Annotated in this window: 22 protein-coding genes; 13 read left to right on the top strand and 9 right to left on the bottom strand. The window is 61.3% G+C overall.

The window, feature by feature from the left end:
* Positions 1-137 precede the first annotated feature (137 nt).
* The 3 genes from ACE3OA_RS04960 (at position 138) to ACE3OA_RS04950 (ending at position 2,661) form a co-directional block, all read left to right on the top strand.
* Entirely contained in the window at positions 138-722 is a 585-nt protein-coding gene (locus tag ACE3OA_RS04960) for a TIGR00730 family Rossman fold protein (protein ID WP_374308520.1), read from the top strand.
* Positions 723-901: 179 nt separating this feature from the next.
* On the top strand, positions 902-2,116 hold the full coding sequence (locus ACE3OA_RS04955; RefSeq protein ID WP_374308518.1) for an NADP-dependent isocitrate dehydrogenase: 1,215 nt from the start codon (positions 902-904) through the stop codon (positions 2,114-2,116).
* Positions 2,117-2,121: 5 nt separating this feature from the next.
* Positions 2,122-2,661 (top strand): peptidylprolyl isomerase, encoded by a 540-nt coding sequence (locus ACE3OA_RS04950; RefSeq protein ID WP_374308516.1) that lies wholly within the window; start codon positions 2,122-2,124, stop codon positions 2,659-2,661.
* Positions 2,662-2,737: 76 nt separating this feature from the next.
* Here ACE3OA_RS04950 and ACE3OA_RS04945 read toward each other — a convergent pair whose 3' ends face one another.
* The 4 genes from ACE3OA_RS04945 to alaS form a co-directional block, all read right to left on the bottom strand.
* Positions 2,738-3,712, bottom strand: a complete 975-nt coding sequence (locus ACE3OA_RS04945; protein WP_374308514.1) for a PrsW family glutamic-type intramembrane protease — start codon at positions 3,710-3,712, stop codon at positions 2,738-2,740.
* 74 nt (positions 3,713-3,786) lie between these two features.
* Positions 3,787-4,419, bottom strand: a complete 633-nt coding sequence (gene folE / locus ACE3OA_RS04940; RefSeq protein WP_374308511.1) for a GTP cyclohydrolase I FolE — start codon at positions 4,417-4,419, stop codon at positions 3,787-3,789.
* A gap of 77 nt (positions 4,420-4,496) precedes the next feature.
* Positions 4,497-5,288, bottom strand: a complete 792-nt coding sequence (locus ACE3OA_RS04935; protein ID WP_374308509.1) for a PrsW family glutamic-type intramembrane protease — start codon at positions 5,286-5,288, stop codon at positions 4,497-4,499.
* A gap of 26 nt (positions 5,289-5,314) precedes the next feature.
* Positions 5,315-7,987 carry an alanine--tRNA ligase gene (alaS, locus tag ACE3OA_RS04930; protein ID WP_374308507.1) on the bottom strand — a complete coding sequence of 891 codons (2,673 nt, stop codon included), beginning with the start codon at positions 7,985-7,987 and terminating at the stop codon, positions 5,315-5,317.
* Positions 7,988-8,255: 268 nt separating this feature from the next.
* On the opposite strand from alaS, the gene moaA reads away from it, so the two are divergent.
* Complete coding sequence (gene moaA, locus ACE3OA_RS04925; protein ID WP_374308505.1) at positions 8,256-9,248, top strand: GTP 3',8-cyclase MoaA; 993 nt, start codon at positions 8,256-8,258, stop codon at positions 9,246-9,248.
* Positions 9,249-9,251: 3 nt separating this feature from the next.
* Here moaA and ACE3OA_RS04920 read toward each other — a convergent pair whose 3' ends face one another.
* On the bottom strand, positions 9,252-9,785 hold the full coding sequence (locus ACE3OA_RS04920) for a molybdopterin-guanine dinucleotide biosynthesis protein A (protein WP_374308503.1): 534 nt from the start codon (positions 9,783-9,785) through the stop codon (positions 9,252-9,254).
* Positions 9,786-9,900: 115 nt separating this feature from the next.
* On the opposite strand from ACE3OA_RS04920, the gene ACE3OA_RS04915 reads away from it, so the two are divergent.
* A complete protein-coding gene (locus ACE3OA_RS04915) occupies positions 9,901-10,680 on the top strand; it encodes an NAD kinase (RefSeq protein WP_374308501.1) in 780 nt (259 codons plus the stop codon).
* Here ACE3OA_RS04915 and ACE3OA_RS04910 read toward each other — a convergent pair.
* Positions 10,677-11,549, bottom strand: coding sequence for an N-formylglutamate amidohydrolase (locus tag ACE3OA_RS04910; protein ID WP_374308499.1), 873 nt, complete (start codon positions 11,547-11,549; stop codon positions 10,677-10,679). The two genes, ACE3OA_RS04915 and ACE3OA_RS04910, sit on opposite strands and share 4 nt — an antisense overlap.
* 89 nt (positions 11,550-11,638) lie before the next feature.
* Between ACE3OA_RS04910 and argE the strand changes: the two genes are divergently transcribed.
* Positions 11,639-12,799: an acetylornithine deacetylase gene (gene argE, locus ACE3OA_RS04905; protein WP_374308497.1), complete on the top strand. Its 1,161-nt coding sequence runs from the start codon at positions 11,639-11,641 to the stop codon at positions 12,797-12,799.
* Here the strand turns inward: argE and ACE3OA_RS04900 are convergent.
* Positions 12,796-13,146 (bottom strand): hypothetical protein, encoded by a 351-nt coding sequence (locus tag ACE3OA_RS04900; RefSeq protein WP_374308495.1) that lies wholly within the window; start codon positions 13,144-13,146, stop codon positions 12,796-12,798. The genes argE and ACE3OA_RS04900 overlap by 4 nt on opposite strands.
* Before the next feature lie 11 nt (positions 13,147-13,157).
* Entirely contained in the window at positions 13,158-14,093 is a 936-nt protein-coding gene (locus ACE3OA_RS04895) for a DMT family transporter (RefSeq protein ID WP_374308493.1), read from the bottom strand.
* Positions 14,094-14,335: 242 nt separating this feature from the next.
* On the opposite strand from ACE3OA_RS04895, the gene speB reads away from it, so the two are divergent.
* Positions 14,336-15,322, top strand: coding sequence for an agmatinase (gene speB, locus ACE3OA_RS04890; protein WP_374308491.1), 987 nt, complete (start codon positions 14,336-14,338; stop codon positions 15,320-15,322).
* A 24-nt stretch (positions 15,323-15,346) separates the two neighbouring features.
* Here speB and ACE3OA_RS04885 read toward each other — a convergent pair whose 3' ends face one another.
* The gene (locus tag ACE3OA_RS04885) at positions 15,347-16,252 is read right to left on the bottom strand and encodes a DMT family transporter (RefSeq protein ID WP_374308489.1); all 906 of its coding nucleotides are present in this window, start codon (positions 16,250-16,252) and stop codon (positions 15,347-15,349) included.
* A gap of 203 nt (positions 16,253-16,455) precedes the next feature.
* On the opposite strand from ACE3OA_RS04885, the gene ACE3OA_RS04880 reads away from it, so the two are divergent.
* From ACE3OA_RS04880 to ACE3OA_RS04855, 6 genes are all read left to right on the top strand, one after another.
* Positions 16,456-17,763 carry an NAD(P)/FAD-dependent oxidoreductase gene (locus ACE3OA_RS04880; protein ID WP_374308487.1) on the top strand — a complete coding sequence of 436 codons (1,308 nt, stop codon included), beginning with the start codon at positions 16,456-16,458 and terminating at the stop codon, positions 17,761-17,763.
* 10 nt (positions 17,764-17,773) lie between these two features.
* The gene (gene hisI, locus ACE3OA_RS04875; protein ID WP_374308485.1) at positions 17,774-18,178 is read left to right on the top strand and encodes a phosphoribosyl-AMP cyclohydrolase; all 405 of its coding nucleotides are present in this window, start codon (positions 17,774-17,776) and stop codon (positions 18,176-18,178) included.
* 98 nt (positions 18,179-18,276) lie between these two features.
* Positions 18,277-18,471, top strand: coding sequence for a hypothetical protein (locus tag ACE3OA_RS04870; protein ID WP_374308483.1), 195 nt, complete (start codon positions 18,277-18,279; stop codon positions 18,469-18,471).
* Positions 18,472-18,535: 64 nt separating this feature from the next.
* Positions 18,536-19,156: an arylformamidase gene (kynB, locus tag ACE3OA_RS04865; protein WP_374308481.1), complete on the top strand. Its 621-nt coding sequence runs from the start codon at positions 18,536-18,538 to the stop codon at positions 19,154-19,156.
* 2 nt (positions 19,157-19,158) lie between these two features.
* Entirely contained in the window at positions 19,159-20,400 is a 1,242-nt protein-coding gene (gene kynU, locus ACE3OA_RS04860) for a kynureninase (RefSeq protein WP_374308479.1), read from the top strand.
* Positions 20,401-20,481: 81 nt separating this feature from the next.
* Positions 20,482-20,724, top strand: a complete 243-nt coding sequence (locus tag ACE3OA_RS04855) for an Lrp/AsnC ligand binding domain-containing protein (RefSeq protein WP_374308477.1) — start codon at positions 20,482-20,484, stop codon at positions 20,722-20,724.
* Positions 20,725-20,744 lie beyond the last annotated feature (20 nt).

The raw sequence follows: 20,744 nt of genomic DNA, 5'->3' as shown, positions 1-20,744 counted from the left end.
GCCGGTTCATATTATCCTCCAATGAATATGCAGTTTTCCGTCCTCGGCTTGGGCGTTCCAGCTCGAGCCAGCCCTTCCCCCGGTACTGCCGCGCATAGCCGCGGATTGTCCAGAAATGACAGGAGCAACCCATCGGAATGACTCCGATCTCATCCCTTTGCGTCTATTGCGGGTCTTCCCGCGGTGTTAACCCGAGTTTCATCCCCCTCGCCCGCGATCTTGGCCGACAAATGGCCGAGCGGAAGATCCGCCTTGTCTATGGCGGCGGCCGTGTCGGCCTGATGGGTGCCTGCGCCGACGGCGTCATGGCCCATGGCGGCAAGGTTGTCGGCATTATTCCGCAGCATCTACAGGATCGCGAAATCGGCCATAGCGGCATCACTGAGCTCAAGGTGGTCGACAACATGCATACGCGCAAGCGCATGATGTTCGACCTGTCCGACGCGTTCTGTGTCCTGCCCGGCGGCCTCGGCACGCTGGAGGAATTGTTCGAAGTGGTGACCTGGCGGCAGCTCGGCATGCACGACAAGCCCATCGTCGTGCTCAATGCCGAAGGCTATTGGGACAAGCTGGTCGGCATGATCGACGGCATCATCGATGACGGCTTTGCCCAGCCCTCGGCCCGGCAGTATTTCTCGGTGGTGAATTCGGTCGGTCGCCTGTTCGACCTGCTGGCGGCCCCGGCCGATACCCAGGAACCGGACTACCCCGAGCGCATCTGACAGCGCAGCCGACGTTTTACACCAAGATTCAGGAATTCAGGAATATAACCCGGATAGCGGCATGGCCGACCAAAGTCTGGGCCCCAAATTCCTTCAAATCGTCCCATCCAGCCACTAGACTGCGCGCGATTTTCGCGTCCCGGCGTCGGTTGGCGCCCTCCAGGAAGGATACCCGCCTCATGGCAAAGATTAAGGTCAAGAATCCGGTCGTCGAGCTCGATGGCGATGAAATGACCCGCATTATCTGGGCGTTCATCAAGAGCAAGCTGATCCTGCCCTATCTCGACATCGACCTGAAATACTATGACCTGGGCGTCGAGATGCGCGACAAGACCGACGACAAGATCACGGTCGACGCCGCCAACGCGATCAAGCAATACGGCGTCGGCGTCAAATGCGCGACCATCACGCCGGACGAAGCCCGCGTGAAGGAATTCAGCCTGAAGCAGATGTGGAAGTCGCCCAACGGCACGATCCGCAACATCCTCGACGGCACGGTCTTCCGCCAGCCGATCATTTGCAAGAACGTGCCGCGCCTGGTGCCCGGCTGGACGCAGCCGATCGTCGTCGGCCGCCATGCCTTCGGCGACCAATACCGCGCGACCGACTTCGTCGTGCCCGGCAAAGGCAAGCTGACGATCAAATTCGAACCGGCCGATGGCGGCGCGCCGATCGAGAAGGAAGTATACCAGTACCCCGGCGGCGGCGTCGCCATGGCGATGTATAATCTCGATGAATCGATCCGCGGTTTTGCGCGGGCCTGCTTCAATTACGGCCTGACGCTGAAATGGCCGGTCTATCTTTCGACCAAGAACACGATCCTCAAGGCCTATGACGGCCGCTTCAAGGATATCTTCCAGGAAATCTTCGATGCGGAGTTCAAGGCGGAGTTTGCCAAGGCCGGCATCACCTATGACCATCGCCTGATCGACGACATGGTGGCCTCGGCCCTTAAATGGTCCGGCGCCTTCGTTTGGGCCTGCAAGAATTATGACGGCGACGTGCAGTCCGATACGGTGGCCCAAGGCTTCGGCTCGCTGGGCCTCATGACCTCGGTGCTCCTCTCGCCGGACGGCAAGACGGTGGAAGCGGAAGCGGCCCACGGCACGGTGACGCGTCACTACCGCGAACACCAGAAGGGCAAGGAAACCTCGACCAACCCGATCGCCTCGATTTATGCCTGGACGCGCGGCCTCTGGTACCGGGGCAAGTTTGACGGCACGCCGGAAGTGCAGAAATTCGCCGAAGACCTGGAACGGGTCTGCGTCGATACGGTTGAATCCGGCTTCATGACCAAGGATCTGGCACTTCTCATCAGCCCGGACCAGAAATGGCTGTCGACGACACAGTTCCTCGACAAGCTTGATGAAAACCTCAAAAAGAAGATGGGCTGAAAATCATGCTGAAACGCATTCTGCTTGTGCTGGCGTTCATTGTAGGCGCCAGCGCCCCGGCTCTCGCCCTCGATCCCGAGAACACCCTCTACCTCGACCTCAAGGACGGGCGGGTTGTGATCGAGTTGCTGCCGCAGGTGGCGCCACAGACCGTGGCGCGCATGAAGGAGCTGGCGCGCCAAGGCTTCTTCGACGGTACGCCGATCCACCGCGTCATCCCCGGCTTCATGGCACAGATGGGCGACCCCACCGGCACCGGCACCGGCGGTTCGGGCCAGAACCTGCCGGCCGAGTTCAGCACGATGCGGCATGAACGCGGCACTGTCTCGATGGCCCGTGCCCAAAGCCTCAACAGTGCTGACAGCCAGTTCTTCATCTGCTTCGCACCGGCCCCCTCTCTCGATGGCAAATACACCATCTGGGGCCGGGTCGTTGACGGCATGCAGTTCGTCGACCGCATCAAGGCCGGCACGGAAGAAGAAAATGGTATCGTCCTGATGCCGGACAAGATCAAGAAAGTCCAGGTTGCCGCCGACGCTCAGTAAGCAAGGCGACAATCCCAGCGAACAAGGGCGCCGCGCGCAAAGCCGCGGCGCCCTTTTTTCATTTCGGTATCCAATCTTACCGCCGCGGTGCGCGTGGCCAGTTGATCAGCGGCTTATAGGCCTGATCGGGCAGCTTGCGGGCCATGACGATGCCGAAAGCGGCTGGGAAAGTGGCGATGGCGATCAGCCAGCCGCCTTCCAGCAGGCTCTCTGAGGCTGCGGTATTCGCACCGACGAATCCGAGAATCAGTGCACCGAAAATCAGGATGCGACCGATCCAGCGCCATGCGGCGATGCCGCCGGGATGGGGTGGATGCAGGTCTATATCGGGGCGGGCGCGTAGGAATACCTCGATCATTTCCATGCGGCCGGCCCAGATGGCGGCCATCGCGGAAATCGCGATCGTGGTGACATAGAGAGCAAACAGGATCTGGCGCAGGCGCGCTGGATCCTCGAACGGTGTCTTCTCAATCGCGCTCAGCGCCATGAGCGGAAAGTCGTAGAAGCCATGCGCAAGGATGGGCAGGCCAAGCGCCAGGAAGAGTGCCGCCGGCGCCAGGATATCCTTGCGCCACCACCAGGCCAGGAAGACACCCATCATCATACCGTCAATGGTGTGTCCGGGCACGGACATGGCGCCCCGCAACAGGCCCGTCGTCACCCAATCCTCGGCGTTAAGGAGGTAGAGAATATTCTCGAGCAAGGCAAAGCCCAGCCCGACCAGAGCCGCACCACAGAAGAGGTCGCCGCCGGAATCGCATTGCGGATGGCGCCGGATGTAGAACCAGACGATCAGGAACTTGGCGACTTCCTCCGGGATGGCGGCGCCAAGCCACGCGTCCCGCGCGGCACCCCAAAGGCCTTCCTGCGGCAGGCCCAGGCGCTCGAGAAGAACGGAAAAACCGATCGCCAAGGGCGCTGATACCATGCCCCCGATGACGGATTTAACCCCCAATCCGAGCCCGAGGCGATGACGAAAATGCGTGAGGAAAAAGGCGATGAGGAAGAGCGGCGGCACGATGGCCGCCGCAAGTGTCAGAGTCAGAATCATAGGCCCCCCAAAGCGAACTTTACCGCTGAGGGTAATATGCCGACATTACCTCGCCAAGAGGTAGTGGCAGCGGATCAGCCGCGCGCGAGGCGCTGAAATTCGCGGCGTGTTTCCGGATTGTCCCGGAAGGCACCAAGCAAGGTCGATGTGGTCATGGTGACGCCCGCTTTGTTGACACCGCGGGTCGTCATGCAATGGTGTTCAGCCTCGATCACCACGCCGACACCGAGCGGATCCAGCACCTGCTGAATCGTATTGGCGATCTGCGACGTCATCTTCTCCTGGATCTGCAGGCGGCGCGCGAAGGTCTCTACTACCCGGGCCAGTTTGCTGATCCCAACCACCCGGGAACGCGGCAAATAGCCGACATGGGCCCGGCCGACGATCGGCGCCAGATGATGTTCGCAGTGGCTGACGAAAGGAATGTCGCGGAGCAGCACCATTTCGTCATAGCCCTCGATCTCCTCGAAGGTGCGCTGCAGGATCGCGACCGGGTCTTCAAAATATCCTGCATAAAACTCGTCGAATGAGCGGGCGACCCGCTCCGGTGTTCCAGCCAAGCCCTCACGATCCGGATCATCGCCGGCATAGGCAATAAGGGTACGTATGGCGGCTTCAGCCTCTTCCTTGCGGGGCCGACGTGCAAGGGCGCTCACACGTTCCGAACTCAACGCTTCGGCGAGTTTCACATGACAATGGGCATTCATAGGAGGTCCCCGTTCAATCCGCTGATTGGAATGGTTACGCGGCGGGGAGCCGGCTAGATCACAAGAATCTGCCCGAACTAGGCAACCTGTATGTGCCGCAAGCGGCGGCGCATTAGGACGACACTGACAATAGCCGAACCAATCACGGTGGGAATGAGAATGGCAGCCAGCAGGAAATGCGGCAGCATGCCCTCGATCTCAGTAGGGTCAAGGTCCGCACCGCGGTCCAGCACGGTCAGCACCGGCACGATCAGCCCCCAATCCACCGCGGTATGACCGGCAACGGCGGCGGCAAAACCCGCCAGAGCGGCGCCCCAATTGACGCGCGGGCTCTCCGCCATGCGTGCAAAGAAAATGCCCATCAGGCAACCGAGCGAAGCGTGCAGCAGGCTGGCGGCCAAAGACCTGACCAGCGGCACGATCAGCGGATTGCCGATCTCATTCCCGACCATGGTGGTCACGGCGGGGTTCAGGCTGTAGCCGATATTCTCTACTGCTGCGAATGCGAGGCCGCAAAAGACCGGCAGCCGAAAGGCCGTCGCGCGGTCGATCTGCTGATGAAAGACCGAAAAGTGCCGCAGGATGAAAAAGGCAGCCAGTACGGCGACAGTCTTTACGAACTCCTCCGGCAGGCCCGCCATGGTGAGGCTGATCATAAAAGCATCGCCTAGTCCCGGATCCGGCGGCAAGACCAGCTTGTCCTTGAGATGGAAGAGCAACAGCAACGGCGCCGGCGACAGGGCGCCAAGCAACAAGGTCAGCGCCACCACCCGCCAACGGGCACGCGCGGGCAGCAGCCATTGCGCCATGGCGACCCAACCGGCCGTGATGCCGACGATGATGGCGATGGCAGCGATGATGGAGCCCATGAGGTCAGCGCTGCCTTCAGTACTGTTTATGCCGCTTTGACGCGGTCGCGCAGCATTGACTCGATCGCCGCCAGAGCTTCCTTGGCGCGCGCGCCATCGGGCCCACCGGCCTGAGCCATGTCAGGGCGGCCCCCACCACCCTGCCCGCCGATTGCACCGGACCCGGCCTTGACCAGATCGACCGCACTGAAGCGGCTGGTGAGATCGTCGGTCACGGCAACGACGATGGACGCCTTGCCTTCGGCGGTCGCCACCAGCGCCACGACGCCGGAGCCCAACTGCTTCTTGAACGCGTCCGCCATGCTCTTGAGTTCCTTGGCCGGAACGCCGTCAAGGACGCGCGCCGACAATTTGATGCCGCCGACATCGAGCACTTCCGACGCACCGCCACTGCCGCCGGTGGCAATCTGCTTGCGCGCCTCGGCTAGATCGCGCTCCAGTTTCTTGCGCTCCTCGATCAGGCTCACAATGCGCGCCGGCAGTTCCTGCGGCATCGCCTTGATGGCAGCCGCCGCCTCGGCCAACTGCTTCTGCTGTTCGGCAACGAAGGTCTCGGCAGCAGCCCCTGTCACGGCTTCGATGCGTCGCAGACCGGCACCGACGGCGCCTTCCGAAACGATCTTCAGGAAGCCGATATCGCCCGTGCGGTGCACATGAGTCCCGCCGCAGAGTTCGGTGGAGAACTCCTTGGGCTCGGCCTCATCGCGGCCGCCCATGGAAACGACGCGAACCTCTTCGCCGTATTTCTCGCCGAACAGTGCCATGGCGCCCGCGGCGATGGCGTCGTCCGGCGTCATCAGCTTGGTCGCTACGTCGGCATTGGCGCGGATGCGACGGTTCACCTCATGCTCGACCCAGGCGATATCCTCGGAACTCATGCCCTTGGTATGGGAAAAGTCGAAGCGCAGACGATCCGGCGCCACCAAAGACCCCTTCTGGGTGACATGCGAGCCCAGGCGACGGCGCAGCGCTTCGTGCAGCAGATGCGTGGCCGAATGATGCGCACGAAGACCGGAGCGGCGGGCGTGATCGACCTTCATTTCGACCGCATCGCCGGCCTTCACCGTACCCTTGGCGACGATGCCGATATGGACATGAAGATCGCCGAGCTTCTTCTGGGTGTCGGAGACGGTAATCTCGGCCCCGTTGGCAGTCACAAGCTTGCCGCCATCACCCATCTGGCCGCCGGATTCTCCATAAAACGGGGTCTGGTTGGCGACCAATTGAATCTCGTCACCCTGGCGCGCTTCGGTCACTTCCTGGCCGGCCTTGACGATGGTCAGGACCTGGCCCTCAGCCTTCTCGGTGCTGTAGCCGAGGAAATCTGTGGCGCCCAGACGCTGCCGGATGTCGAACCAGATTTTCTCGGTGGCCGCCTCGCCCGAACCGGCCCAGGCGGCACGGCTGCGCTCGCGCTGCTTTTCCAGTTCGACATTGAAGCCGTCAACGTCGACCTCCATGCCCTTGTCACGCAAGATCGATTGCGTGAGGTCGAGCGGGAAGCCGCGGCTGTCGGAAAGCGCAAAGGCGATGCTGCCGGAGAGCTTGCCATCCTTGGTCAGGCCACTTTTCGAGCTGATGGCGCTTTCCAGTTCCTTAAGGCCGGTATCGAGGGTCTGCTTGAAGCGCGATTCTTCGAGCTTCAGTGTTTCAGTGATGGCGGCTTCGGCCCGGCCGAGTTCCGGATAGGCCAAGCCCATCTCAGTCACCAGCGCCGGCACCAGCTTCCACATCAAGGGATCTTTGCAGCCCAGGAGGTGCGCGTGACGCATCGCGCGGCGCATGATGCGGCGCAGGACATAGCCACGACCTTCATTCGAGGGCATGACACCGTCGGCGATCAGGAACGCGCTGGAACGCAGATGGTCGGCGATGACCCTGTGACTGACATTGTGCGCGCCGTCGGGCTCGGTGCTCGATGCATGCGCCGAGGCTTCGATAAGCGTGCGCATCAGATCGATGTCGTAATTGTCATGCTTGCCCTGGAGGACCGCCGCCAGGCGCTCAAGCCCCATGCCGGTATCGATCGAGGGACGCGGCAGGCCCACCCGCTCCGATTTCGTCACCTGCTCGAACTGCATGAAGACGAGGTTCCATATCTCGATGAAGCGGTCGCCATCGGCATCCGGTGAACCCGGAGGACCGCCGGGGATGCCCTCGCCATGGTCGTAGAAGATCTCCGAGCACGGACCACAGGGGCCAGTGTCGCCCATCGCCCAGAAATTGTCCGAGGTCGGGATGCGGATGATCTTCGATTCCGAGAGCCCGGCGATCTTCTTCCACAGGCCATGGGCTTCGTCGTCGTCGACATAAACGGTGACGGTGAGCTTGTCCTTGGGCAGGCCGTATTCCTTGGTGATCAGGTTCCAGGCAAGCTCGATCGCCCGTTCCTTGAAATAGTCGCCGAAGCTGAAATTCCCCAGCATTTCAAAGAAGGTATGATGCCGGGCGGTATAGCCGACATTTTCCAGATCGTTATGCTTACCGCCGGCGCGCACGCATTTCTGGGCAGTCGAAGCGCGGACATAGTCGCGCTTTTCCTGGCCGGTGAAGACGTTCTTGAACTGCACCATGCCCGAATTGACAAACATCAAGGTCGGGTCGTTCCGCGGCACCAGCGGCGACGAGGGGACGATTTCATGCCCCTGCGCACGGAAATAATCGAGAAAAACACGGCGGATTTCGTTAGCGGTCTGCATCTTCTGGGTCCGGAACTCTCAGCTGGGCACGTCAAAGGGCGCTTGTTGCGGCGCGAAACTCGATTATTTAGAGTTTTTCCAAGGGAAACAAGGCATTTGAAGCCCTTTCGGCCCGGCTTTGCGGCACTTTCGGCGATCACGGGGCGCATGGCTGGAGAGCCGCAGTAAAACCCTGTCCCTTTTGGGGGAGAAATCTGCTGCGTCGCCCCCTATATTTCCCATCATGAATGCACCTTCGGCACCTTCAGCCGCCGCCCCGGCCAAGCCCATGATCGACCCTTTCGGTCGACGGATCAGTTATCTGCGCGTCTCCGTGACGGATCGCTGCGATTTCCGATGCGTCTACTGCATGTCCGAAGACATGACGTTCCTGCCCAAGGCCGAGATTCTCACCCTTGAGGAGTTGGACCGGCTGTGCAGCGCTTTTGTAACTCTGGGTGTCAAGAAGTTGCGCCTCACGGGTGGCGAGCCGCTGGTCCGGAAGGGCATCATGCAGCTCATCGGCAATCTTTCGCGCCACCTCAAGACCGGCGCCCTGGATGAGTTGACCCTGACCACCAATGGCAGCCAACTCGGCAAATACGCCCAGGACCTGGCCGATTGCGGTGTTCGACGGGTCAATGTGTCGGTCGACTCCCTCGATCCAGAGAAGTTCACCCGCATCACCCGGTGGGGCAAGCTGGGCCCGGTGCTGGACGGCATCGCCGCTGCCAAGGCGGCCGGCATCCGGGTGAAGCTCAACACTGTCGCTCTCAAGGGCGTCAATGACGACGAGTTCTACCGCCTGGTCGAATGGTGCGGCGAAAATGGGCACGACATCACCTTTATCGAGGTGATGCCCATGGGCGATATCGGCGGTGAGAACCGGGTGGATCAGTTCTACCCGATCTCGCTTTTGCGCAGCCACCTTGCAAAGCGCTGGTCCCTGGAAGAAAGCAGCCATTACAGCGGTGGGCCGGCGCGTTACGTAAAGCTCACGGAAACCGGCCAGCGGGTCGGCTTCATCACGCCCCTCACCCATAATTTCTGCGAAGCCTGCAATCGTGTGCGCCTGACCTGCACCGGTACGCTTTATATGTGCCTCGGCCAGGACGATGCCGCCGACCTGCGGGCGCCGTTGCGCCAGAGCGAGTCAGACGAAGATCTGGTGGGGGCGATCCGCGAAGCCATCCGGCGTAAGCCCAAGGGCCACGATTTCATCATCGACCGGGATCATAGCGGCCCCGCAGTCGAGCGGCATATGAGTGTGACCGGCGGCTGATCTTCAGTCGATGATGACCTGGTGGCAGAACTTCTTGCCATCGGAAATGGTCACCTGGGAAAAGCCCAACAACTTCAAGAGATCGAAGAAAGTCGCCTCTTCCGGCTGCGTGTTCTTCTGGAAGAACGGTGTCGAGCGGGCGATGAGCGTCAGGCTGGCGAACAGCGCCCGGGCCCGATAGATCGTATCGAGCGAACCGTCGTGAAGGCCGGTGATGATCAGCTTCTGGGCGTCATCCCCTTTGGCAAAGATCGCATAGTCCGGCGCGTATTGCCCAGACACCAGCTGCCGCGCCATGCCGATGACGAAACCTTGGCGGCGGATCTTGTCACTATCGGGCAGGCTTACGACGCGGCTGCTGTAATGCTCGACCGTCTGCGGTGTCGGATAATAGTAGCCTTCGTGATGGTCGCCGGCCTCGTCTTCCCCGGTAATCTCCAGGGCGACGCTTTCCTGGGCTGAAGCCGCATGCGGCAAGAGACAGGGGCCGACCGCCACCGCCAATCCAATCGCCAGTGCCAGATCCATCCGCCGCATGATCGCCCCCGATTACCCCTGTTTCTTGGGGCTACACTGCAATGCGCCGTCGGCTTTGGCAAGCGGGGCGGCCGTCGCTATACTGCCGGCGCCCGCAAACCGGAGCCAGAACATCTTGAACACCGTCAACACCGTACCCAGCATCGCCTTTTTCGCCGCCGAATCGCCCGACGCGAGGGCGGCCTTTGCGGAGCTGACCGCCCGGTACGGCACCGGCGATCCGGCTCATTCCGATGTGGTGGTGGTGCTGGGGGGCGACGGCACGATGCTGCGGGCCCTGCACGAGACGATGAACCGTCGCGTCCGCATTTTCGGCATGAATTGCGGCACGGTCGGCTTCCTGATGAACCGCTACGACCCTGTTGGGTTGGTGGAGCGGATCCGGCGTGCCGAGCAGGTCATTCTCCATCCCCTGCAGTTGACGGCAAAGACAGGCGATGGCCGTGAACATCGCCTGGTCGCCATCAACGAGGTCTCGTTGCTGCGCGAAACGGCGCAGGCCGCCAAGATCAGCATCGAGATCGATGGGCGCGAGCGCATGAACGAATTGGTCTGCGACGGCGTGCTTGTGGCGACCCCCGCCGGAAGCACCGCCTACAATCTCTCAGCTCACGGGCCTATTCTGCCCCTCGCCTCCGGTGTCCTGGCATTGACGCCGATCAGTGCTTTCAGGCCGCGGCGCTGGCGTGGTGCCATCCTGCCGCAACGTGCCAAGCTGCGCTTCATCATCCGTGAACCCGACCGCCGCCCGGTAAGTGCCACGGCGGATTTCAACGAAGTGCGTGAAGTGACCGAAGTCACGGTGTGCCAGGACCCGAACACGGCCCTCACATTGCTCTTCGACCCCGAGCACCATCTCGAGGAGCGCATCCTACAGGAACAGTTCCAGGCCTAAAGGCCGGCGACCGCTTCCCTGGCAAAGGTGCAGATGTCGACGATCAGCCGATCGATATCCGCCTTGAGCCTTGCGAACCCATCATGCTTTTCGATCCGATCCTCGTCCATATAGAGGCCGCGGTTGACCTCGATCTGGAGCGAATGACAACCGGCCAGGGGACGCCCGAAGCGAGCCACAAGCTCGGCGCCCTTGAACGGATGATTGATCTGCACGGAATAGCCCATGCCGCGAAGCCGTCCGGCAACGAATTCGGTGAACGCCGGGTCGCAACTCTCCCCTTCCCGATCGCCCAGGACGAAATCGTCGCGCGGGATGGAACGCCCCTGGTGGCGCCCGGTCGTGCGCATGGAATGGCAGTTTACGTGCCAAACCGCCCCAAAATGGGCGAGGCGCTCATCGAGCATGGCGGCGAGTTCGCCGTGGTAGGGGCGGTGATAGCTTTCGATCCGCGCCATGATCTCCTCGACCGTCAACGGCCGGTCATAGATTTGAACGCGTCCCTTGATGAGCCGCCGCACGAGCCCCAACCCCATTTCCGCCTTTTCACTGGCCCGCACCGGCCGCGGCCAAGGTTCGGCCAGCATGTCGATGTCAATTTCATCCTCATGCCGGTTAGGGTCGATATAGGCGCGGGGGAAAAGTGCCTTCAAGAAGGCTGCACCACGTGCCGGCGCGCTCTCGTATAAATCGTCTACGAAGGCATCTTCCGCCCGGCGCAGCATGTCGCGTGGCACGACATGGTCGAAATCGCCCGGATAGGCATAGCCACTATGAGGCGAATCGAACACGACCGGCACAGGCGCAATGCCCCTGTCCGGCTCATAACGCACCAGGATTCCCGGCAGATGTGTCTTGCGCTGCGTCAAAAGCCCTACAACCTTGCCATTCCGTCGCCCCCCGGTATGCTTTCCGGGACCGATCGACAATAGCATGAGCCAATCCAGGGAGTTCAATCTTGGCGCCTCGCCCGCAGAGTCTCGACCTTATTCGCCGCCTGATCGCTTTCGATACGACCAGCCGGAATTCCAACCTGGAACTGGTCGATTTCGTCCGCAACTATCTCGACGGCTTCGGCATCAAGAGCGAACTCATCCCCGACGCAACCGGCAAGAAGGCCAATCTCTACGCCACGATCGGTCCGGACGACCGGGCCGGCTATGCTCTGTCGGGCCATACCGATGTGGTGCCGATCGACGGCCAGGAATGGACCAGCGACCCCTGGAATGTGAAGGAAACCGACGACAAGCTCTTCGGGCGCGGCACGTCGGACATGAAGGGCTTTCTGGGTGTGGTCCTCACAGCCGTACCGGAACTGGCCAAGCGCGAGCTTACGACGCCGGTCCATCTCCTCTTCTCCTATGACGAGGAAGTGGGCTGCCTCGGCGTACGCCGCGCACTCGAAGTCCTCAAGGACCGGCCGGTGAAACCCAAAGGCTGCGTCATCGGCGAGCCTACCTCCATGAAGGTCGCCATTGCCCATAAGGGCAAGACATCGCTGCGCTGCCATGTGCATGGGTTGGAATGTCATTCCTCGCTGGCGCCCAAGGGCGTCAATGCGGTCGAATACGCGGCCGAGGTCATCTCCTATCTTAAGCGGATGGGGCGGCGCTTTGCGGCGCAGGGTCCCTTTGACCATGATTACGACGTGCCGCACACCACCGTACACACCGGCGTGGTCAAGGGCGGCACCGCGCTCAACATCGTGCCGAAGGATTGCAGCTTCGACTTCGAGTTCCGCTATCTTCCCGTTCAGAACCCTGCCGAACTCGTGGCTGAAGTGAAGCGTTTCGCCGACGAGGAACTGGCCAAGGAAATGCGCGCCATAAATAACGAATGCGGATTCTCCTGGCAGCCCATATCAGCCTTCCCCGGACTCGACACTGCCGAAGATGCCGAGATCACCGTCATCGCCAAGGCACTCACGAAGGCCAATGACACGATCAAAATAGCCTTCGGAACCGAAGGTGGCCTCATCCAGCAGATCGACATTCCGACCGTGATCTGCGGGCCCGGCTCAATCGAACAGGCGCACAAACCCGACGAGTGGGTCGCGATCGATCAGATCGCGCAGTGCGAGGCATTCCTGGAACGCCTCACCGCGCGCGTCTCTTCCTAGAGGCTGTGCTTCTTGCGCCAATCCACCGGATAGAGCGCATAGCAGACGATGGCTTTCTCGCCCTCATAGGTGATTGGCGTCTTTTCCGGCAACCAGATGACATCGCCGGGGCCGGCTTCAATGACGCCGCCCGGATGCTTGAGGCGAAACCAGCCCTCAATGACGATGATCATCTCGTCATAGAGCACGGTCCAGTCGATCGAACAGCCATCGAACTTGGCGATGCCGACGCCCATTGTGCTCGACATATCGGGGCCAACCAGGCGGCTGATTTCAGCCTTGCCCGGTGGGCCGCCATAGGCTTCGAACCTCATGTCGGCGCGCTTGTAGTGCTTTACTTCAGCCATGATGCACTCCTTCAGGAAAGATGAGCCGCGTCCAATGCCGGATCCGTTCTTTTGGCCTTCAGCATCTGCAGTTCCGACATCGCGATCCCTGCTATCACCAGGACACCGCCGACGATCTGCATCAAGCTGGGTGGCGTGCCGGCTATCGCAAAAATACTGATGGAAACGACGGGGACGAGATTTAGGTAGAGGCTGGCAACGACGACGCCGGTCCGCTTGACGCCAAAATTCCATAAATAGACCCCAAGCGCCACGAGGACGATGGTCATCCACGCGAGAATGAGTATGTCCTTCGCCGATTCCGGTGACGGCGGCGGAAACTGCGCGACGCCCGACAACGCTGCGACCGCGAATATAACAGCCAGCCCGACGCCGCCGGTCGTCATCGTCACCGTCGTGATGCGCAGTTGCGACCAACCTCGACACCAGCGTTGTGCCGCCGTCGAATACCAGGACCAACAGGCAAAAGCCGTGACCATCAGGATCTCGCCACCGCGAAAATCGAACATGTCGCCAGGGCCGAAGTGAATTGTCGCCAGCGCACTGCCAATGATCGCCAGCGCGATGGCCGGCAGCATGCGCCGGTCAACCGGTATTTTCCAGACGATGCGATCGACAATTGCGGCAACCGCCGGCGAGGTCGCACTCAGGATGGCCGCCGTAACCGGATGACAATGGTAAACGCCGATCGTGTAGAGCGTGGCATAGCAGCCGATGCCGATGACGCCGAGCGGCCAGACACGCCAATCACCGCCACTGCCGGCAACTGGTTGCCGCTGCTCGAGCAGGATCAACGCCGCCCACATCACCGGCAGCGCACCGATATAACGGAATGCTGCCAGAAAATAGGGATCCCAGCGTTGCAGCAAATGCGCAACGGTCGGCACCATGGTGCCCCAGAGAAGTGCTAGAAGCAGCAGGCCGAAATAGCCGATCCATTTGGCCATGATGGGGGATTTGCTCGAGTCGTTAGAGGGAATGCGGTGCCAAAATGATGGCTCGACACTATCTCAAAGCTTGCTTAAGGTCGTCATGCTTCGGATGGTAAACGACCTGCCGTCGAGCAAATCGACCCCTGGGGGAGATCCCCAGCAATCCGAAATCGAGCCCACCATCGATCCCAGGCGACCATTAGGGGAGAGCCCTAAGCGACCAACCCAAGGAATGGATTTCCCCAGGAGCCTTTTTCATGCACGACGAAGATGCCCAAGACGACAGCGCCATCAAAATCGACGGCGCCATTTCACGTAAGAGTCCTTATGGCCTCGCCTACGAACCGACCTTTGCAGGCGTGCTTTCTTTCATGCGCCGCAGCTATAGCAAGAATTTGAAGGGCGCCGACCTGGTTATCAGCGGCGTACCGCTTGATCTTGCTGTCACACATCGCCCGGGCGCCAGGCTCGGGCCACAGGGCATCCGGCTCGCCTCCGCCGAAGTGGCCAGCCTGAAACCCTATCCCTGGGGTTTCGATCCTTTCGAGAAACTCGCCGTCATCGACTATGGCGATTGCTATCTCGACGTCCACAATCCCATGACCATTCATGATGCGATTGTCGAACATGCGCGCCATATCCTGAAGTCCGGCGCGCGTATGCTGACTTTCGGCGGCGATCACTATGTGACCTATCCGTTGCTGCAGGCGCATGTGGAGAAGTTCGGCAAGCCGCTTTCGCTGATCCACTTCGATGCGCATTGCGATACCTGGGCGGACGACGAGCCCAAATCGCTCAATCATGGCTCCATGTTCTACAAAGCCGTGAAGGACGGACTTATCGACCCGCAGCATTCCGTGCAGATCGGCATCCGCACTTGGAATGACGATTTCATGGGGATCAATATCCTGGATGCGCCATGGGTGCATCGCCACGGCACGGATGCCGTCATCGCCGAGGTCAATCGTATCGTCGGTGATCGGCCGGCCTACTTCACCTTCGACATCGATTGCCTCGACCCGGCCTTTGCACCGGGCACCGGCACGCCGGTTTCCGGCGGCCTCTCGGCGGCGCAAGGCTTGGCGATCGTCCGCGGCTTCACCGAACTCAATCTGGTCGGCATGGACGTCGTCGAAGTGGCTCCGGCCTATGACCAAAGCCAGATCACAGCTTTGGCAGCCGCTCACATCGCCTGCGACCTCATCTGTCTTTTCGCCAAGCGCAAGGCAGCGGGTAAAGTATAGTCACTCTTCAGGCCATCCTGCGGGCTATCGCGCCCGCAGGATGCGCCATTCCGAATAGACAATCCCCAACAAGACCATGGCGCCGCCAAGCAGCTGCAGCGGCGTTGGCTCTGCGCCTTGCAGCAGAACCAGAATTGCGATGGCGACCACAGGCGTGAGATTGATATAGAGCGACGCGGTTACAACGCCGACGGCACGCACGCCAGCGTTCCACAGCACAACGCCTAGCACCATCACCGTCACAATATACCAGAGCAGGCTGAGCCCCTCGATCGACGCCTGTGGCCAGGCCGGTGGAAATTGCACCGAACCGCTCATCGACAAGATGAGATAGAGCGCTGTCATGGCCAAGCCAGAAGTGGCCATGGTCACGAAAGTGATCCGCACCTGGGACCAGCCGGGGCACCAGCGCTGCGCCACGGTCGAGTACCAGGACCAGCAGATGACGGAGAGCAGGATCAGGACCTCGCCACCACCGAAGCCGATACCCTCATTCCCCGCTCCTGGCGCGATCGAAGCCAACGCGCAGCCGATGGCACTGGCGATGAGGCCCGGCACCATCAGACGGTTGAACGGCAGCCCGAAGAATACGCGGTCCGTCACCGCGGCCATGGCCGGACCTGTTGCCGTCAGAATTGCCGCCAGAACCGGATCACTGAATTGGACGCCGACGGTATAGAGGACGGCAAAGCCGCCATTGCCCACGACGCCGAAGGTCCATTGCTTCCAGGCCGGTACCGGTGCCGGCCTGGACCGATTCCGGTCCGTCCAGAGCATCAGCAGCCATAACAAAGGGGCCGCCCCCAGAGAACGGGCCGCCACAAGAAAATAGGGGTCCCAGCGCACAAGTTGGTACTTGGTCAATGGAATCATGCCGCCCCAGAACAGCGCCGCCAGCAGCAGCCCCCCAACCCCTACCCAGCGTCCCATCTGTCCCCCGAACCTACGCAAGTCGCCCAATTTGGGCGCGGCACTCTCCCAGACCCGGGGAGAGGCCGTCAATCGCCACCCCCGCATGCCGACACTGCCTGAGCAACATGGCCGCAGACGAGGGGCCCAGCCGTGCATTGACAGCATTGCGGCAAGGCAGGACATTCGCTCCCATTGCGAACTTCTTTTTGAGGGAAAGCATCTTGCGCCAGCCGAACACCCTGCCCGCCGAAGCCGATATCGTCATAATCGGGGCCGGCATCCAAGGCTGTGCCAGCGCCTATTACATGGCGAAGGCCGGGATGAAGGTCGTTTTGCTCGACAAGTCCCGGGTTGCGGGACAGCAGAGTTCGCGTGCCTGGGGCTTCGTGCGGGTCCAGATGCGCGATCCGGACGAAATCCCCTTGATGGAAGAATGCAAGAAGCTGTGGCGCGGCCTTGAAGCGGAGCTCAGTGCGGATCTCGAATGGAACGAGGGCGGGGCACTCTATGCCAGCGGTTCTCCCAGCATCATGGCCTATCGCGAGAAATGGCTGGAATCGGCGAAGTCCTTCGGCCTCGACACGCGCCTCCTCAGCGTGGCCGAGGTTAAGAACCTGCTGCCAAATCTCGCTTCCCCGATCCAAGGCGGCCTCTATACGAAAAGCGACGGTCATGCCGAGCCCCGTAAGGCTGCGGCGGCCTTTGCCCAGCGCGCGCGGGAACTTGGCGCCGTCATCCTGGAAGGATGCGGAGCGCTTGCGCTCGAGAAGTCTGCCGGGCGTATCAATGGAGTCGAAACCGAATGGGGCAATGTGCGCGCGAAGACCGTCCTGCTTTGCGCCGGCGCCAGTTCATGGCGTCTCCTGAAAGGACATGACGTCCTGCTGCCCCAATCCTTCGTCCGCGCCTCTGTCGCCCGCACGAATGTTCTGCCACAGGTAACCGATGCCGCCTTCGTCGGCGACGGCATTGCTTTCCGCAAACGCAGTGATGGTTCGTTGAACATTGCCTCCAGCATGCATGGCGATGTCGACGTCACTTTGGACCACATCCGATTGGCGCCATGGTATTGGAGCGCTTATCGCGAAAGCGCCAAGGGACTGACGCTGCATGTCGGCGCATCCATGCTGCGCGATCTTTGCCAGCGCATGCCGTGGAGCGACGAAGCTCGCAAGCCCGGCATCCATGAGCGCGAGCCGATGATTCCACCGCAGCAGGAACGGCTGCAGGATGCCGTTCGCCTGTTGGAACGCGCCTTTCCCGCGGTTGGTCGCGTCGGTCTTGCCGAGCAATGGGGCGGGAATATCGATACGCTGCCTGATGGCATTCCGGTGCTCGATGCGCCACCTGCCCTGCCCGGCCTGCTGGTCGCGACCGGTTTCTGCGGCCACGGCTTTGCCCCGGGCCCGATGGTCGGCAAAGTCATGCTGGCGCTGGCGCAAGGGGCGGAGACCGGATTCAATCTGCGCGCCTTCCGCCTTTCGCGCTTTGCCGAAGGCGATGTCAAAAAACCCCTCTCGATCTGGTGAGGAGAGAGTCGTGCCTGCACTTGCACAACAAACAAATGCCTTCATCGAGGGCCTGACCTATGACGTCAACGGATTGATACCCGCGATCGCGCAGCAGCACGATACCGGCGAGGTTCTGATGATGGCGTGGATGAACCGCGACAGCCTGCGCGAAACCTTGGCTGGTGACCGTGTGGTCTATTGGTCGCGTTCGCGTCAGGCGCTCTGGCGTAAGGGGGACAGTTCCGGTCAGGTGCAGCGGCTCGTCGAGCTCCGTGTCGATTGCGACAAGGACTGCCTTCTATTGCTGGTCGACCAGATCGGCGTCGCCTGCCACACTGGGCGGCGCAATTGCTTCTTCACCGCTATCAGGGACAATAGTCCCACAATTATCGCCGATGTCGTTATCCCGCCGGAAAAGCTCTACGAAAGTTGAGGGCGGACGGCCTGCATGAAGAAGTTGTTAACCCTTCCCCACTAGAGGATAGAGGGATTTAAAGATCATGGCGTAATTGTGGAGCGCGGAGACCACCCATGGGCACCCGTAAGAAGGACGAACAGCGCGCGCTCGATATCGTCGCGGGGCGCAGCGATGCTGGCGAGAGTGCCGGCAAGGCCAGCAAATCCAAACTTGGCGGCATGGAACTCGCGGGCATTGCCCTTTGGCTCCTTGTGTTGATTGGTGGCGGTGCGGGTGCCGCTTACTATTTCCTCCTGGCTCCGAAATAGGGCGACTTGCCGACCATCACGCTCTCGCCTAGGCTCAGGGATATAATTCCTGGCTTGGCGACATATGCTTTACGACATTTCTCAATCCCTGCGGAACGACCTGCCGGTCTGGCCAGGCGACACAGCCTTTGAGCTGCGGCGGACTTGGTCGATGGGCCCCGGCATACCCGTCAACGTCTCGTCGCTGACACTGTCGACTCATAGTGGTAGCCATGCCGATGCGCCTTTCCATTATGACGCCGACGGCATAACGATTGATGCTGTCGATCTGTCGATCTATCTGGGTCCAGCGCAAGTTGTCGATGCGCGAACCGCGGATGGGCTGGTGGCCGCAGCCCACATCATGCCGCAGCTTTCCCAGGGAACCACCCGCCTCCTCATCCGCACTTACCAGCGGGCGCCGCAAGAGACGTGGGACGGAAATTTCGCAGCGATCGATGCCGATCTGGTTGAAGAGCTGGCTGACCGCGGCGTCCGGCTTATCGGCGTCGACACGCCGTCACTCGACCCGCAGACATCGAAGACCATGGCAGCGCATCTTGCCGTCGCACGCCGCGGCCTCGCCATCCTCGAAGGGCTGGTACTCGACGCCGTGCCATTCGGTATCTATGAACTGATCGCCTTACCCTTGAAGATCGCGGGTGCCGATTCGAGCCCCGTGCGCGCCGTTCTCCGGAGCCTCTGAAGATGAGTTCACTCGACCGCGCCAATTGCGAAGCACTGGACGCAAAGGACCCGCTGGCCATTGCACGCGACCGCTTTCATTTGCCTGAAGGCATCGTCTATCTCGACGGCAACTCTCTCGGCGCCTTGCCGAGAGCCACGGCAGAGCACGTCCAGACCGTCATTCAGGCGCAATGGGGTCATGATCTCATCACCAGCTGGAACAAGCATGGCTGGGTCGACCTGCCACGCCGCCTGGGAGCCCAGATCGCCCGACTGATCGGCGCACAATCCGATGAAGTTGTAGTCTGTGACTCCACGTCGCTCAATGTCTTCAAGCTAATCAGCGCAGCCCTCGCCTTGCGCCCGGATCGCAAGGTTATCTTGTCGGACAACGGAAACTTTCCGACCGATCTTTACATGGCGCAGGGACTTGCCCAGTTGCTGAGCCGTGACCATCACCTCGAGATTGTCCCGCCGGAAGCCGTCATCGACCGGATCGACACCGATGTCGCCGTGGTGATGCTGACTGAAGTCGACTATCGCACCGGGCGCCGCCATGACATGGCGACAATCAATGCCAAGGCCAAGGCGACGGGCGCCCATACGTTGTGGGATCTTGCCCATTCGGCCGGCGCGCTGCCGGTCGATCTCAACGGCACCGGCGCCGATTTCGCCGTCGGCTGCGGCTACAAGTACCTGAATGGCGGCCCGGGTGCCCCGGCCTTCCTGTTCGTGGCCCGCCGTTGGCAGGACGCAACGCAGCAGCCGCTTTTCGGGTGGTTCGGCCACGCGGTCCCCTTCGCCTTCGAGACTGCCTATCAACCGAAGCCCGGCATCGACCGCTTCCTCGTGGGAACGCCGCCGGTGCTCAGCATGGCAGCACTAGAATGCGGTCTCACCACCTTCGACGGCATCGATCTCGCCCTTGTGCGCCAGAAATCGCTGGCGCTCGGCGACCTGATGATCCGGCTTGTGGACCAGGAATGCGCCGGATTTGGCCTCACCCTGGCCAGTCCGACCGAGGGTGGCCTGCGCGGCAGCCAGGTAAGCTATGCCCATAGCGCGGGCTACGCCGTGATGCAGGCCCTGATCGCGCGAGGGGTCATCGGCGACTTCCGGGCCCCGGACCTGATGCGATTCGGCTTCACCCCCCTTTACGTCCGCTACCAGGATATCTGGGATGCCGTCGCCACGCTGAAGGCCGTCCTCGAGACCGCGGAATGGCGGCTTCCAGCCTTCAACCGGCGGGCCGCCGTCACCTGACAGGCCGGCCGCGGGGCTGGATTTTGCCGGCGCGCCGGGGCAACATGCAGCCGGATTGAGGGAAAATGGGAGTCGAGGCACATGCGGCCGATTTTCGTCATGGTGAAATGCGAACCCGGCAAGTCCTATGACGTCGCCGAAAAGGCGCTGGATACGGTGCAGCAGATCGCCGAGCTCTATTCGATTTCGGGGCAATATGACCTGCTCGTGAAATGCTACCTGCCGACCGACATGGATGTGGGCCGCTTCGTGACTTCGGAGCTGCAGACCCTGCCACATGTCAAAGATACGCTCACCATCATCACCTTCAACGCCTTTACCTGAATTCCAACGAACAACCACCA

The sequence above is a fragment of the Dongia sp. genome (assembly GCF_041906375.1).
GTDB lineage: Bacteria > Pseudomonadota > Alphaproteobacteria > Dongiales > Dongiaceae > Dongia.
Note: the sequence above shows the minus strand (reverse complement) of the source record. Positions and strands in the feature narration are given on the sequence as shown.

Bases quoted from the DNA above. Each gene is read 5' to 3' on its own strand.
- ACE3OA_RS04855 (WP_374308477.1), top strand. From the start codon at position 20,482: ATGCGGCCGATTTTCGTCATGGTGAAATGCGAACCCGGCAAGTCCTAT.
- ACE3OA_RS04955 (WP_374308518.1), top strand. From the start codon at position 902: ATGGCAAAGATTAAGGTCAAGAATCCGGTCGTCGAGCTCGATGGCGAT.
- kynB (WP_374308481.1), top strand. From the start codon at position 18,536: ATGCTTTACGACATTTCTCAATCCCTGCGGAACGACCTGCCGGTCTGG.
- ACE3OA_RS04920 (WP_374308503.1), bottom strand. From the start codon at position 9,785: ATGCGGCGGATGGATCTGGCACTGGCGATTGGATTGGCGGTGGCGGTC.
- moaA (WP_374308505.1), top strand. From the start codon at position 8,256: ATGATCGACCCTTTCGGTCGACGGATCAGTTATCTGCGCGTCTCCGTG.
- kynU (WP_374308479.1), top strand. From the start codon at position 19,159: ATGAGTTCACTCGACCGCGCCAATTGCGAAGCACTGGACGCAAAGGAC.
- speB (WP_374308491.1), top strand. From the start codon at position 14,336: ATGCACGACGAAGATGCCCAAGACGACAGCGCCATCAAAATCGACGGC.
- ACE3OA_RS04900 (WP_374308495.1), bottom strand. From the start codon at position 13,146: ATGGCTGAAGTAAAGCACTACAAGCGCGCCGACATGAGGTTCGAAGCC.
- ACE3OA_RS04935 (WP_374308509.1), bottom strand. From the start codon at position 5,288: ATGGGCTCCATCATCGCTGCCATCGCCATCATCGTCGGCATCACGGCC.
- ACE3OA_RS04950 (WP_374308516.1), top strand. From the start codon at position 2,122: ATGCTGAAACGCATTCTGCTTGTGCTGGCGTTCATTGTAGGCGCCAGC.
- ACE3OA_RS04960 (WP_374308520.1), top strand. From the start codon at position 138: ATGACTCCGATCTCATCCCTTTGCGTCTATTGCGGGTCTTCCCGCGGT.
- ACE3OA_RS04895 (WP_374308493.1), bottom strand. From the start codon at position 14,093: ATGGCCAAATGGATCGGCTATTTCGGCCTGCTGCTTCTAGCACTTCTC.
- ACE3OA_RS04945 (WP_374308514.1), bottom strand. From the start codon at position 3,712: ATGATTCTGACTCTGACACTTGCGGCGGCCATCGTGCCGCCGCTCTTC.
- folE (WP_374308511.1), bottom strand. From the start codon at position 4,419: ATGAATGCCCATTGTCATGTGAAACTCGCCGAAGCGTTGAGTTCGGAA.
- alaS (WP_374308507.1), bottom strand. From the start codon at position 7,987: ATGCAGACCGCTAACGAAATCCGCCGTGTTTTTCTCGATTATTTCCGT.
- ACE3OA_RS04885 (WP_374308489.1), bottom strand. From the start codon at position 16,252: ATGGGACGCTGGGTAGGGGTTGGGGGGCTGCTGCTGGCGGCGCTGTTC.
- ACE3OA_RS04870 (WP_374308483.1), top strand. From the start codon at position 18,277: ATGGGCACCCGTAAGAAGGACGAACAGCGCGCGCTCGATATCGTCGCG.